Source organism: Chelativorans sp. YIM 93263 (genome assembly GCF_028767125.1).
GTDB lineage: Bacteria > Pseudomonadota > Alphaproteobacteria > Rhizobiales > Rhizobiaceae > Chelativorans.
Genome location: NZ_JAKCWP010000007.1, coordinates 14,799 through 25,926 on the forward strand (window position 1 = coordinate 14,799; position 11,128 = coordinate 25,926).

14 protein-coding genes are annotated in these 11,128 nt (G+C 60.8%); 6 read left to right on the top strand and 8 right to left on the bottom strand.

Features of this window, described 5'->3' with window-relative positions:
- The first annotated feature begins 6 nt into the window (after window positions 1-6).
- The 4 genes from infA (at window position 7) to LY631_RS14415 (ending at window position 1,715) form a co-directional block, all read left to right on the top strand.
- Window positions 7-225: a translation initiation factor IF-1 gene (gene infA / locus LY631_RS14400; protein ID WP_006200926.1), complete on the top strand. Its 219-nt coding sequence runs from the start codon at window positions 7-9 to the stop codon at window positions 223-225.
- Between the two features lie 28 nt (window positions 226-253).
- Window positions 254-883, top strand: coding sequence for a Maf-like protein (locus LY631_RS14405; RefSeq protein WP_274426286.1), 630 nt, complete (start codon window positions 254-256; stop codon window positions 881-883).
- Entirely contained in the window at window positions 884-1,075 is a 192-nt protein-coding gene (yacG, locus tag LY631_RS14410; RefSeq protein ID WP_274426287.1) for a DNA gyrase inhibitor YacG, read from the top strand.
- A 142-nt stretch (window positions 1,076-1,217) separates the two neighbouring features.
- Window positions 1,218-1,715, top strand: coding sequence for a hypothetical protein (locus LY631_RS14415; RefSeq protein WP_274426288.1), 498 nt, complete (start codon window positions 1,218-1,220; stop codon window positions 1,713-1,715).
- Window positions 1,716-1,865: 150 nt separating this feature from the next.
- Here LY631_RS14415 and LY631_RS14420 read toward each other — a convergent pair whose 3' ends face one another.
- Window positions 1,866-2,147: a DUF1127 domain-containing protein gene (locus LY631_RS14420; protein WP_274426289.1), complete on the bottom strand. Its 282-nt coding sequence runs from the start codon at window positions 2,145-2,147 to the stop codon at window positions 1,866-1,868.
- A gap of 140 nt (window positions 2,148-2,287) precedes the next feature.
- On the opposite strand from LY631_RS14420, the gene LY631_RS14425 reads away from it, so the two are divergent.
- Complete coding sequence (locus LY631_RS14425; protein ID WP_274426290.1) at window positions 2,288-3,247, top strand: LysR substrate-binding domain-containing protein; 960 nt, start codon at window positions 2,288-2,290, stop codon at window positions 3,245-3,247.
- A gap of 58 nt (window positions 3,248-3,305) precedes the next feature.
- Here the strand turns inward: LY631_RS14425 and LY631_RS14430 are convergent, their stop codons facing one another.
- Window positions 3,306-3,746, bottom strand: coding sequence for a hypothetical protein (locus LY631_RS14430; protein ID WP_274426291.1), 441 nt, complete (start codon window positions 3,744-3,746; stop codon window positions 3,306-3,308).
- Between the two features lie 179 nt (window positions 3,747-3,925).
- Between LY631_RS14430 and xseA the strand changes: the two genes are divergently transcribed.
- The gene (xseA, locus tag LY631_RS14435) at window positions 3,926-5,479 is read left to right on the top strand and encodes an exodeoxyribonuclease VII large subunit (protein WP_274426292.1); all 1,554 of its coding nucleotides are present in this window, start codon (window positions 3,926-3,928) and stop codon (window positions 5,477-5,479) included.
- 64 nt (window positions 5,480-5,543) lie between these two features.
- Here xseA and LY631_RS14440 read toward each other — a convergent pair whose 3' ends face one another.
- From LY631_RS14440 to LY631_RS14465, 6 genes are all read right to left on the bottom strand, one after another.
- Window positions 5,544-6,356: a glycosyltransferase family A protein gene (locus tag LY631_RS14440; RefSeq protein ID WP_274426293.1), complete on the bottom strand. Its 813-nt coding sequence runs from the start codon at window positions 6,354-6,356 to the stop codon at window positions 5,544-5,546.
- 55 nt (window positions 6,357-6,411) lie between these two features.
- Window positions 6,412-7,458 carry an L-idonate 5-dehydrogenase gene (locus LY631_RS14445; RefSeq protein WP_274426485.1) on the bottom strand — a complete coding sequence of 349 codons (1,047 nt, stop codon included), beginning with the start codon at window positions 7,456-7,458 and terminating at the stop codon, window positions 6,412-6,414.
- Between the two features lie 10 nt (window positions 7,459-7,468).
- Window positions 7,469-8,746, bottom strand: a complete 1,278-nt coding sequence (locus LY631_RS14450) for a TRAP transporter large permease (protein ID WP_274426294.1) — start codon at window positions 8,744-8,746, stop codon at window positions 7,469-7,471.
- Window positions 8,743-9,249, bottom strand: a complete 507-nt coding sequence (locus LY631_RS14455) for a TRAP transporter small permease (protein WP_274426295.1) — start codon at window positions 9,247-9,249, stop codon at window positions 8,743-8,745. Before LY631_RS14455 ends, LY631_RS14450 begins: the two co-directional genes overlap by 4 nt.
- A 65-nt stretch (window positions 9,250-9,314) precedes the next feature.
- Window positions 9,315-10,283, bottom strand: coding sequence for a TRAP transporter substrate-binding protein (locus LY631_RS14460; protein WP_274426296.1), 969 nt, complete (start codon window positions 10,281-10,283; stop codon window positions 9,315-9,317).
- A gap of 33 nt (window positions 10,284-10,316) precedes the next feature.
- Window positions 10,317-11,018 (bottom strand): GntR family transcriptional regulator, encoded by a 702-nt coding sequence (locus tag LY631_RS14465; protein ID WP_274426297.1) that lies wholly within the window; start codon window positions 11,016-11,018, stop codon window positions 10,317-10,319.
- Window positions 11,019-11,128 lie beyond the last annotated feature (110 nt).

The following is an 11,128-nucleotide window of genomic DNA, read 5'->3' on the forward strand; positions in this document are numbered from 1 at the left end:
TATCGGATGCCGAAGGAAGAAGTTCTCGAATTTCCAGGTGTTGTAACGGAGCTACTCCCCAACGCCATGTTTCGCGTTAAGCTGGAAAACGAACACGAGATCATCGCGCACACTGCCGGACGAATGCGCAAGAATCGCATTCGCGTGCTGACCGGCGATAAAGTGCTCGTGGAGATGACGCCCTACGACCTGACCAAAGGGCGCATCACCTATCGTTTTAAGTAGATCATTCCGCGGGCGACCTGGGGGTTCCATGGATGCGGCCAGCAAACTCGTTCTTGCCTCCTCCTCGCCGCGCCGCCTGGAGCTGCTGCAACAGGCGGGCATCGAACCGGATCGCCTGATTCCCGCCGATATCGACGAGACGCCGCAGAGAGCGGAGCATCCGCGCTCCCTTGCCAAACGTCTGGCACGCATGAAAGCGGAGAAGGCGCTGGAGCGGCTGAGGAAAAACGGAGAAGCCGAACAAAGCTTCCTCCTTGCCGCCGATACAGTGGTGGCGGTGGGGCGACGCATTCTGCCTAAGACTGAACTTTTCGATGAAGCCTCGGATTGCCTCCGGCTACTGTCGGGCCGCGCCCATCGTGTCTATACGGGAGTGTGCCTGTTTACGCCGGCCGGCAAGCTGCGCCATCGGCTGGTGGAAAGCCGGGTCCGCTTTAAAAGACTTTCGTCCGAGGAATTGGAGAGCTATCTCGCCTCCGGTGAATGGCGTGGCAAGGCAGGTGGCTACGCGATCCAGGGTCTGGCGGGCAGTTTTGTCGTGAAGCTCGTCGGGTCGTACACGAACGTCGTGGGCCTGCCGCTCTACGAGACGGTTAATCTTCTGGCGGCCGACGGCTACAAGGTTCACGCGAATTGGCTAACGGGAAAGAACGTCTGAGTGGCCAGAACAGCAGAAGAAAGAGTAACGCCCTTGAGGGCAAGCCGTCCCTGCCCGGAATGCGGAAAGCCGTCGTTGCGGGTGTACTATCCGTTCTGCTCCAAGCGCTGCAAAGATGTTGACCTTAACCGTTGGCTTTCGGGAAACTACGTCATTCCCAGTCGAGACAACGAAGACGAGGAAAACAATTGATTTGTTTAATCTTGTTCTCTTAGTCGTATCTATTTTTCACACTTGATAAATCCTCGGCTTACCTTCTTGGGCGAAATAATTTGATCTTCTGGTTCTCGCTCTGCTAACGGGTGGCGGGATACTTGGACAGGAGTTTATTACTATGCGGTCAATTTTGATTACCTCGGCATCCGCTCTGGCCCTGCTCACGCTTGCTGCTTGCAGTGGCGAACAAGACCAGGCCAGCGAGACTACAAATACCGATGACACCACCCAGGATCAGGCGGACACGGCACCACAGGCCGCTGACGATGGTGCAACTGCCAGCATGGACGACACGGGCGGCGCCTCCACCGGTGATTCCATGAATGCAACGATCGACTCGGCGAGCGAGCAGGCGAAGCAGGGCGTCGACAATATCAAGCAGTCCATCGATGATGCCACCAACGGGGCGCTGAATTCCTCCGATGATGGCCAAACCGGTGCACTGGATGCCGCGGCGGATTCCGCAAAGGCCCAGATTGACGACGCGCTCAATAGCCTCAAGTCAGGCGATCAATCGGCCAGCACGCCTCCCGAAAATTCCGGTCAGGTTGACGGCACCGCGGACGGTGGTGACGTTTCAGAATCAGACGACGTCACCAACGCCAGCACGAACTGAACGGTCTTCGCGGCCTTCAGATTACGACGAGGCCGGCTGTGGTGCAGCCGGCCTTTTTTAAAAAAAGCCCGGTTCACGGGGAACCGGGCAAGGTGCAGGCGCGGCCGGGGGGAAGCCGGCATACTGGGAGTGATCGCCTGCACGGGAGATTCAGCTTCTTCGCTGCGGCCTAATGCGGCCGCGTGTGCGGGCACGCGCCAGCCCCTGAAGAGGCTCCGTCGGATCAGCGAAGAGCGGAACAGAATAAACGCGATGAAGATCCTCGCGGGTCAGCCCGATATCATGCAGCTCATGGTCGGAAAGCTCGGTCAGATGGAGCATGGCACGGCGGCCGGTCCAGATTTTCCGAATACGGTCCAACGCGCGCACGCAGCGTACCGCGAGGGTCTCCAACTGAATGGAAAGCGGCAGGACGGCTTTATCTGCTTTCATGGCGGTTGCCCTTTTCGATCGTCTCGACCTCAACCGTCGGATGCGGTCACTTCCGGTAAGGCTTCTTTTCTCATCGGAGGATTGATTAGTCGAACGAATGTTTTTAATGATTGTCATGAACAATACTGATGGATTTAATTATGTCCGCTCCGCTCGATCTGGATCAGCTCACGACCTTCGTGGCTATTGCCGATACAGGAAGCTTCACCCGTGCGGCCGAGGAGGTGCACCGCACACAATCAGCCGTTTCCATGCAGATGCGCCGACTTGAGGAGCGCATTGGCAAGCCGATCTTCGAAAAGGATGGCCGCCTGAACAGGCTGACAGAAGAAGGTGAGCAGCTTTTGGTTTATGCGCGGCAATTGCTGCGGCTCAACCGTGAAACGCTTGCAGCTTTCGATGAAGCCAGTCTCGAAGGACATGTTCGCATCGGAATGCCGGATGACTACGCCGAACGCTTCCTGCCGGAAATCGTAGCGCGGTTTTCCCGGTCCAACCCGCGCGTGGAACTCTCCGTTCTATGCGAGCCAACGCCAAACCTCGTCCAACATGTGCGCCAGGGTAGCCTCGATCTCGCTTTGCTGACTGACATAGACCAGGTGGAGATGGTGCGGAACGAGCCACTTCTATGGGTCGGGTCTGCGAACCATTCCATGCATGAACGCGAAATCCTTCCGATGGCATTCGGGCGCCCCACCTGCTCCTGGCGCGTTGCAGCCTGCAAAGCGCTGGAGGATACCGGGCGTGCGTACCGTATCCTTTTCACCAGTTTTTCAGCGACGGCCATATCGGCCGCGGTGCTTTCCGGTGCTGCGGTATCGGTTTTGCCCGAATGCGCCTTACGGCCAGGCATGAAGATTCTTGGCGAGCGTGAGGGATTTCCCGCACTGCCGGACTGCCGTATCGGCCTGATGCGCGGGCGCACCAGTCAGACCGAGGTCGTTGAAGCGCTGGCCCGCCACATAGGCGAAAGTCTGGACAATATTTCCGTGCCGCTCCCGGTGGACGGCACCAACGGTTTCGATTTCAGAGCCTACACGCCACATCGCCTGCAGCACCGCAAACGGCACAGGCCGAGCCACATTCTACCGGGATGGTGATGACGGGTAGTGTTAATAGCCTCTGGGGAACCGGAATGGTGCCGATTCCCCGAAGTCGTTATTGAACGACCGAGTCCTGATCATCCGGCTCTTCGGCGGTTACCGCAACGGCATCAGGCAACGTATCGGGATCGAGATCCGCGATTTGCTGCGCGCAGAGGCTTGCGGTCTGCCGATCGACAGGCTCGCCGTTGGGCAGCTTCGCCCATTCTGCCTCTTCCACAAACTGCCGTCTCCGGAAGCTGCTGAGATCAGTAATCTCCTGATACTGTGCCCGCGCGGTATCAAAGGTTCGGAAATTTTCCACGCAGATGCTCGAGGCAAGTTCCGTCGTGGCCGTTTCTGCCGCAGCATCCGCCCTTTCCTGAGCCGTGCCGCCCGTCACCCAGCCACCCCAGGTGAAACCGACTATCATGGTGAGTACGCTTGCCCCCACCGCCGTCCAGGCCAATACACCCTTGGACGGCTGGTATTCGTTCCAGCCTTGCATAATACTCATGTCGCATCTCCCGATTTATTTCATATTGTAAAAACAGCGTGAGCCCTGGCAGGTGGAAAGTCAACTTCTTTGCGCGATGTGGGACATCATCGTCGCTATTCGGCCGCCAAGGGGCCTGTCGGGCAGACATAAAGGCGACCAGGGTTGACCCCGCCCGGGACGAAAGGCTCTATCGTGGTATGAACGAAAAGAACGATTCTTTGAGCAATGTCGCCGAGTTTTCGGTTAGCGAGATATCGCTGGCCGTAAAACGTACGGTCGAGGACGCCTTCGGCCGGGTGCGGATACGCGGGGAGGTCTCAGGTTATCGTGGGCCGCATGCCTCCGGCCACTGTTATTTCGCACTGAAGGACGAACGCGCCCGCATCGAAGCCGTCATATGGCGTGGCACTTACTCCAAGCTCAAATTTCCACCGCAGGAGGGTTTGGAAATCATCGCCACCGGGCGGGTGACCACCTATCCGGGTTCGTCCAAATACCAGCTCGTCATCGACACCATCGAGCCGGCCGGCGCTGGCGCGCTGATGGCCCTGTTGGAGGAGCGCAAGCGAAAGCTGGCGGCAGAAGGGCTTTTTGCGGATGAGCGGAAAAAGCCGCTGCCGTTCATGCCGCGTGTCATCGGCGTGGTGACCTCGCCCACCGGCGCGGTGATCCGCGACATCATTCACCGCATCACCGACCGCTTTCCCGTTCATGTCGTCGTCTGGCCAGTGCGGGTGCAGGGCGAGACAACAGGTGAGGAGGTTGCGGCCGCCGTCTCCGGCTTCAACGCCTTGCCGGAGGGCATTGCCCGGCCGGATGTTCTCGTGGTCGCCCGCGGCGGCGGCAGCCTGGAGGATCTTTGGGGGTTCAACGACGAGGTCGTCGTGCGGGCAGTTGCCGATTCGCGAATACCCGTTATTTCCGCCGTCGGGCACGAGACTGACTGGACACTGATCGATTTGGCCGCGGACCGGCGCGCGCCTACGCCGACCGGTGCCGCAGAGATGGCCGTCCCAGTGAAGGCGGAACTCGAGGCCAACCTCGCCCGGCTTTCGGCGCGACTGAAGGCGGCGGTCTCGCGCGATCTGGATCGTCGGCGCCAGGGCATTCGGGCTACGGCGCGCGCGCTGCCCTCTCCCGATCAGATATTCGCTCTTCCACGCCGCCGCTTCGACGAGGCGGCAGGCCGCCTGGCGCGCGGGCTGCACACGGCCACGCAGCGAAAGCGCCTGCGCTACGACGGCGCGCGCCTGTCTATCGCCATGCTGGACCGGCGCATGGCGGAGGCGCGCCGGCAGATCGGGCAATGTGGCGACCGTCTGCCGATTGTCTATCAAGGTCTGATCCGCAATCACCGAGCGCGGTTCGAACGGGACGCGGGACGCGTCACGCCGCGCACCACGCTCAAGCGCATCGATTTATCCAGCGAGCGGCTGAACGCTACGGTCGCCCGGAAAGATCGGGCAGCGCTGTCACGGCTCGAACGCGCCAAGGCGGCCCTCAGCCACGCATCCCGGCTGGCGGAGACACTTTCCTATAAAAGCGTCCTGCAGCGCGGTTTTGCATTGGTGCGCGATGCCGACGATAACCCGCTCAAGCGCGCGCAAGACATACAGCCTGGACAGGCGCTGCGTCTGCAGTTTTCCGACGATAGCATCGGCGCCATCGCCGCCTCAAAGCCTGAGGGGAGCGCGAAGCGTCAGCCGAAACGCGCCAGCAAGACGCCCGACGACCAGGGCTCGCTCTTTTAGGAGATATCTTTTACGATCTCTCTTTTCTAGAGAATAAAAGAGCAGGCCTGCCCGTGAATCCGTTTTAAATGGCGGCGCTTGATTGGCTTTGATTCAAATCGGCGTGAAGTTGCTCGTTTGCGAGGCCAAACCGCGCAAGAAAGCGTTCATCGATCGGCTTTCCTACACGATTGACCGCCTCGTTGAACAGCCTGCGCCACTCCGCATACGGGCCGTGCACCTCCGAATGGCTGTCCGACGTATTGACCAGATAGCAGCCGGAAACCGGCAGCCGCGCGACCTTCAATCCCGCTTCGTCAGCGATTTCGAGAACACGATAGTGCTCGTGCAGGATTTGATAAGGATCGCGGCGAAGCGGGTCCGGGTGATCCGGCTGCACGCTCAGCAGCACGCTGGAGCCGCAGACGCGATGAAACTCTCCGTCGAAAACCTCTGTATGGGGAAGAGGTGCGGCGCGTAAATTCTGGTAATCGACCGCATATCCCTTGTCGATCACACCAGCGGAATGCTCCGGCCCAAGCGTGGAACGGGCGACTTCCACCAGCCGGGCATCCACCCAGTCGTCGGCGTCGAGAAACATGAGCAAGCCCCCTCCCCGCTCCAGAACATGAGCGTTGATGGCATAAGCTTTGCGTCCACGGTCGAGATTGTCTGGACGAACAGGCTCAGCCGGCCAGTCTGCCTGCAGGAAGATTACACGTGGGTCGTCCGGCAGGTTCGAGGGACGGTCATGCCCCGCAATGACCACGTGGAAATCCTGATCAGACTGCGCAAATACCGACGAGAGTGTCAGGCCGAGCAGGCGCTCTACCGACGTCCAGTTGCGTGCATAGGCCCGGGGCAGAAGCGCGATTGCAAAAGTGAAAGGCAGCGTCATGCCAGTCTAACGCCGTCCAGCTCTGCTGCGTTCCGTATTCCGCTTCCGGGCCCTCTCAACCCTCGGCGAAAGTAAGCTGGACCTTCACGGCCCGGGTGCGGTCGCCGGCGTGGGCGAAGGCGGCTTCCGCCTCCTCCAGCGGATAGGAACTGGAGATGATCGGGCGCACGTCGATGGCGCGACGGTCGACGAGGCGCACGGCCTCGGCGAATTCCGCGTCGAAACGATGCGAGCCGATCAGGTTGATCTCCTTGCCGACCAGGAGATTTGCCGGGATCGGGAGCTCGCCCGTCACGCCGAGCTGCACGATTGTGCCTTGCGGGCGCACGGTCTGGATGGCGCTGGCAAGCGCCGGGCCGGCGGCGGAGCATTCGAAGGCAAGATCGAAAACGCCCTTGGCGGCGCCGTAGGGGTCAAGCGCTTCTGCCTCGCGCACTACGTTGACCGTTTTGGTAGCCCCCATGGCACGTGCGACCTCCAGCACGGCGTCCTGCAAATCCGTCACGACGATCTCGCTGGCCCCGGCCAGGGTACACGCGGCCGCTGTCAAGACGCCGATCGGGCCTGCGCCGGTAATCAGCACGCGCTTGCCCTTCACCGCACCCGCGCGCGCAAGCGCATGCAGGCATACGGCAAGCGGCTCCGCAACGGCGGCCTCGGCGAGGCTCGTCTCAGCGCCGATCTTCTCACACTGAAATGATTCAGCCACGACCAGATCGCGGAAGCCGCCTTGCTCGTGGGGAAAGCGGAGCGCGGAACCGTAGAAGCGCATATTCAGGCAGTGCTGGCGCAGCCCCTGCCGGCAATATACGCACTCGTTGCAGGGCCGGCTTGGGTTGAGCGCAACGCGGTCGCCCGGCGCCAGGTTCTTGACCGCATCGCCCACAGCGTCGATCGTGCCCGCCACTTCGTGGCCGAGGATGATCGGCTCGCGCACGCGGATCGGGCCGAAGCCGCCATCGTGGTAGTAGTGCAGGTCCGAACCGCAGATGCCGCCGGCGCCGATGCGCACGAGTACCTCGCCCGCCCGCAGCTCCTCCACCGGCTGGCGCTCGATGCGGATGTCATGCGGAGCGTAGAGTCTGCAGACACGTGTTTCCATCATCTTTGCCTCAATCGAACAGGAGGGAGGGAAGCCAGGTCGAAAAGACCGGGAAATAGGAGACCAGAAGCAGCACGATGATATTTGTCAGAAGGAAGGGCGCGATAGCGCGTACGACCTTCATCAACGGCAGCCGCGCGATGCCTGCGCAGACGAACAGGCAGACGCCTACCGGCGGTGTCGTGAGGCCGATCATCAGGTTCAATACCGCGAACGTAGCAAAGTGCAGTGGGTCGACCCCGACGCTTTGCGCCAGCGCCAGTAACGGCACGAAAAGCACGATCAGCGCCGCGATGGTTTCCATGAACATGCCGATGAACAGCAGGAAAATGTTGATGAGCAGGATCACCAGGAAGCGGTTGTCGGTAATCGAGAGGACCGCCTTCGCCACCATCTGCGGGATGCGTTCGGAGACGAGGATCCAGCCGAAAACATTGGCAAATCCCACCAGCGCAAGGATCGCGGCGGAAGAGACGGCACTGTCGATCACCACCTTTGGCACCTGCCTCAGCGGCAGTTCGCGATAGATGAAGACACCGACGATAAAGGCGTAGACACTCGCCACGACAGCCGTCTCGGTCGGCGTCATCATGCCGCTCAGAAGGCCGCCGACAATCAGCGCCGTCATGGCAAGCGCCCAGATAGCGCTCATGAAGGAGCGGCCGAGTTCGACAAAACCCTGCCAGGGCTGGTGCGGAAAGCCGCGCCGCACGGCGATGATATAGACGGTCACCATCATCGCCAGCCCCAGCAGGATGCCGGGGATCGCGCCCGCCATGAACATGCGCCCGACGGAAATGCCCGACAGCGAGCCGACAATGATCATCGGCACGCTGGGCGGGATCATCGGCCCCACGGTGGAGGAGGCGGCCGTGACCGCGGCGGAGAAGTCGCCCGGATAGCCCACCTTCTTCATGCCGGGGATCATCACGCCGCCGATAGAGGCCGCATCGGCGACCGCCGTGCCGGAGACGCCGCCGAAGAGCATGGAGCCGGCGACGTTGGAAAGGCCGAGGCCGCCGCGCATCCAGCCGACTAGCGCATTGGCAAGCCGAATGATGCGCTCGGTGATGCCGCCGTGGTTCATCAGGTTGCCGGCGAGAATGAAACCGGGAATCGACAGAAGCACGAAGACGTCGATGCCCGCATACATCTTCTGCGGCATGACGACCAGCGGAAGACCGGCCGACAGAATATAGCCCATCGACGCAAGCCCGAGCGTCACCGCCACGGGAATCCCGGCGAGCAGGCCGCCGACAAAAATGCCGATCAGAATGGCGAGACTCATTGCGGCGTATCCGGATTTTGAACGGGGCGCCCGTCGCTTCTGCCTGTCAACATCGCGATCCCTCGCAGAACGGCAAAGAGGAGGAGACAGGCGATGAGGACGAACATGGCGCCATGAATGTAGCTCATTTGCCAGCCCAGCGCCGGGGAGGTCTGCAGATTACCAATCATGGCAAAATGCCAGGCAGGCAAAATGAGCGCGGCGCACAGAACTGCCGTTGCGACGGCGGAGACGAAGCGCAGAACGACCGGCAGCCGACCCGGCAGCGCCTCGCAGACGATATCGACGTTGACGAGATCCCCGGTACGGTAGGAAAGCCCGACGCCGAACGCCGTGAGGTACAGCAGCGCGAAGCGCGTTAGCTCTTCCGTCCAGACGGGGGAGCGGTGGAATACCGAACGGCCCAGGACCTGAACCAGAACCGAAAAGATCAGCACCGCGAAGGCGAGCCCCACCGCAAAGCGGAACAGCCTGACAAGCGCGGCATTGCTTGCTTTCCACATGATTTTTACCGGTCCTTGGGCGTTAGTGACGGGTGGCGGCAGGCAACCCGCCGCCACTTCGTACCTTACTCGTTGAACAGTTCTTCGACGATCGGCCGGATTTCCTCGTTCACGTTATCGAGAACAGCGCTTTGGCCTTTCTCAGCGAAGGCTTCCTGGTCGACCTCGACAAACTCCATGCCGGCTTCCTGAAGCGTGTTGGCAAGGCGCTCCTCGTCCTCGAGGAACAGCTCGCGCTCATAGTCCTGCGCGCGCCGGGCGGCTTCCATCACCGCTTCCTTGTCCTCATCGGAAAGCTCGTTCCAGGTCATTTCGGAGATGGTGAGATAGATCCAGGAGCGAACGTGTTCCGTCAGGTTCACGTGGCTCTGAACCTCGTTGAAGTTCGCCGAATGGATGAGGGCCAGAGGGTTTTCCTGGCCATCGATGGTGCCGTTCTGGAGCGAGGTGAAGACCTCGGAGAAGGCCATCGGCGTCGGGCTTGCACCAAGGGTACCCCAGAAATCGACGAAGAGCGGCACGTTGGGAACGCGCAACTTCATGTCGTTAAGCTCGTCCGGCGAGGTGATGGGGCGGTTGGAAGTCAGATTGCGTGGACCGCGCGCGAAATAGGCGATGGGCCGGATCTGCGCCCGCTCGATAATCTGCGCCTCGATCTGATCACCGATCTCGCCGCTCGCCACCTCGTCCATGTGCTCGAGGCTCTTATAGGCATAAGGCACGGCCAGAAGTGCGGCCATCGGCGCCCAGTTCTGCAGGCTTTCACCAGTGATCGTCATGTCGGCGGTGCCGAGCTGCATCCCGTTGATCAGGTCCATTTCCTTGCCGAGCGACTCGTTGGGATAGACCTCGACGGTAATGCGCCCGTCCGTCAGGCTTTCCAACTCCTCGCCAAACTTGACGGACGCCTTGTGCCAGCTGTTCTCCTCATTTGCCAGGTGGCCAAGTTGCAGGGTCATCTCCTGCGCCATGGCGGATCCGGCGAGCAGTGCACCGGCCAGTCCTGCAAGGATCGGTTTCATAATCGGTTTCATTGCGTTTCCTCCGTTTGGGGCTTCGTTTTCCAGTTATGCCCTTCCAGCCGTCTCGAAGAAGTCCGGGCGGGTCTCCGCGATGGTCGGCAGGTCAGTCAGGATCTTGCGCAAATGCATGCGCATGGCCCGGGCCGCCGCATCCGCATCGCGGCGGATGATGGCGTTGGCAATTTCGGTGTGCTGGAGCACCAGTTCGCGCTTGGGAAAGTGGAGCGCGCTCAGATAGCGCACGCGATCCATCTGCGATTTCACTTCCTCGATCACCTTCCAGGCGTAGGATTTGCCGGCTGCTTCAGCGAGCGTGCGGTGAAAGCGTTCGTCCAGCGCCAGGAAACGGTCGGCGTCGTTGTCGGGTAACTCGCGTTGACGGGCGATTTGGCTCTGCAATTCCCGGATCAGTTCTTCGTTCACGTTTTCGGCAACGAGCTTGACGATGTCGGCCTCTATAGCCTCGCGCACGAAGCGAGCGTCCATCACCGCTTCGGCGGAAATCTTGCGCACCAGCGTGCCGCGCTGCGGACGGATCTCCACCAGCCTATCCTCGGCAAGCTTGATGAAGGCCTCGCGTACGGGCTGCCGGCTCAGAGAGTAATTCCTGGCAACTTCCGACTCGGAGATGCGGCTGCCCGGCGGAAGATCCGCGCTGATGATCCGCTCACGCAGGATGCGGTAAAGCTGCGGACCGATCGGCGCCCCTTGCTCCAGCGTCCATTCCGTGCGCGGTTCGATGTTCATGGGTGCTGTCCTCCACGGCCTTTCTCTAATGCCATACTTCCATACTAGTCAACAGATGGATTTCTTGCTACCAGCCCCAGGTATCGATTGATGCGCGCTTGCCCTAAGAT

Bases quoted from the DNA above. Each gene is read 5' to 3' on its own strand.
- infA (WP_006200926.1), top strand. From the start codon at position 7: ATGCCGAAGGAAGAAGTTCTCGAATTTCCAGGTGTTGTAACGGAGCTA.
- LY631_RS14405 (WP_274426286.1), top strand. From the start codon at position 254: ATGGATGCGGCCAGCAAACTCGTTCTTGCCTCCTCCTCGCCGCGCCGC.
- LY631_RS14415 (WP_274426288.1), top strand. From the start codon at position 1,218: ATGCGGTCAATTTTGATTACCTCGGCATCCGCTCTGGCCCTGCTCACG.
- LY631_RS14420 (WP_274426289.1), bottom strand. From the start codon at position 2,147: ATGAAAGCAGATAAAGCCGTCCTGCCGCTTTCCATTCAGTTGGAGACC.
- LY631_RS14425 (WP_274426290.1), top strand. From the start codon at position 2,288: ATGTCCGCTCCGCTCGATCTGGATCAGCTCACGACCTTCGTGGCTATT.
- LY631_RS14430 (WP_274426291.1), bottom strand. From the start codon at position 3,746: ATGAGTATTATGCAAGGCTGGAACGAATACCAGCCGTCCAAGGGTGTA.
- xseA (WP_274426292.1), top strand. From the start codon at position 3,926: ATGAACGAAAAGAACGATTCTTTGAGCAATGTCGCCGAGTTTTCGGTT.
- LY631_RS14440 (WP_274426293.1), bottom strand. From the start codon at position 6,356: ATGACGCTGCCTTTCACTTTTGCAATCGCGCTTCTGCCCCGGGCCTAT.
- LY631_RS14445 (WP_274426485.1), bottom strand. From the start codon at position 7,458: ATGGAAACACGTGTCTGCAGACTCTACGCTCCGCATGACATCCGCATC.
- LY631_RS14450 (WP_274426294.1), bottom strand. From the start codon at position 8,746: ATGAGTCTCGCCATTCTGATCGGCATTTTTGTCGGCGGCCTGCTCGCC.
- LY631_RS14455 (WP_274426295.1), bottom strand. From the start codon at position 9,249: ATGTGGAAAGCAAGCAATGCCGCGCTTGTCAGGCTGTTCCGCTTTGCG.
- LY631_RS14460 (WP_274426296.1), bottom strand. From the start codon at position 10,283: ATGAAACCGATTATGAAACCGATCCTTGCAGGACTGGCCGGTGCACTG.
- LY631_RS14465 (WP_274426297.1), bottom strand. From the start codon at position 11,018: ATGAACATCGAACCGCGCACGGAATGGACGCTGGAGCAAGGGGCGCCG.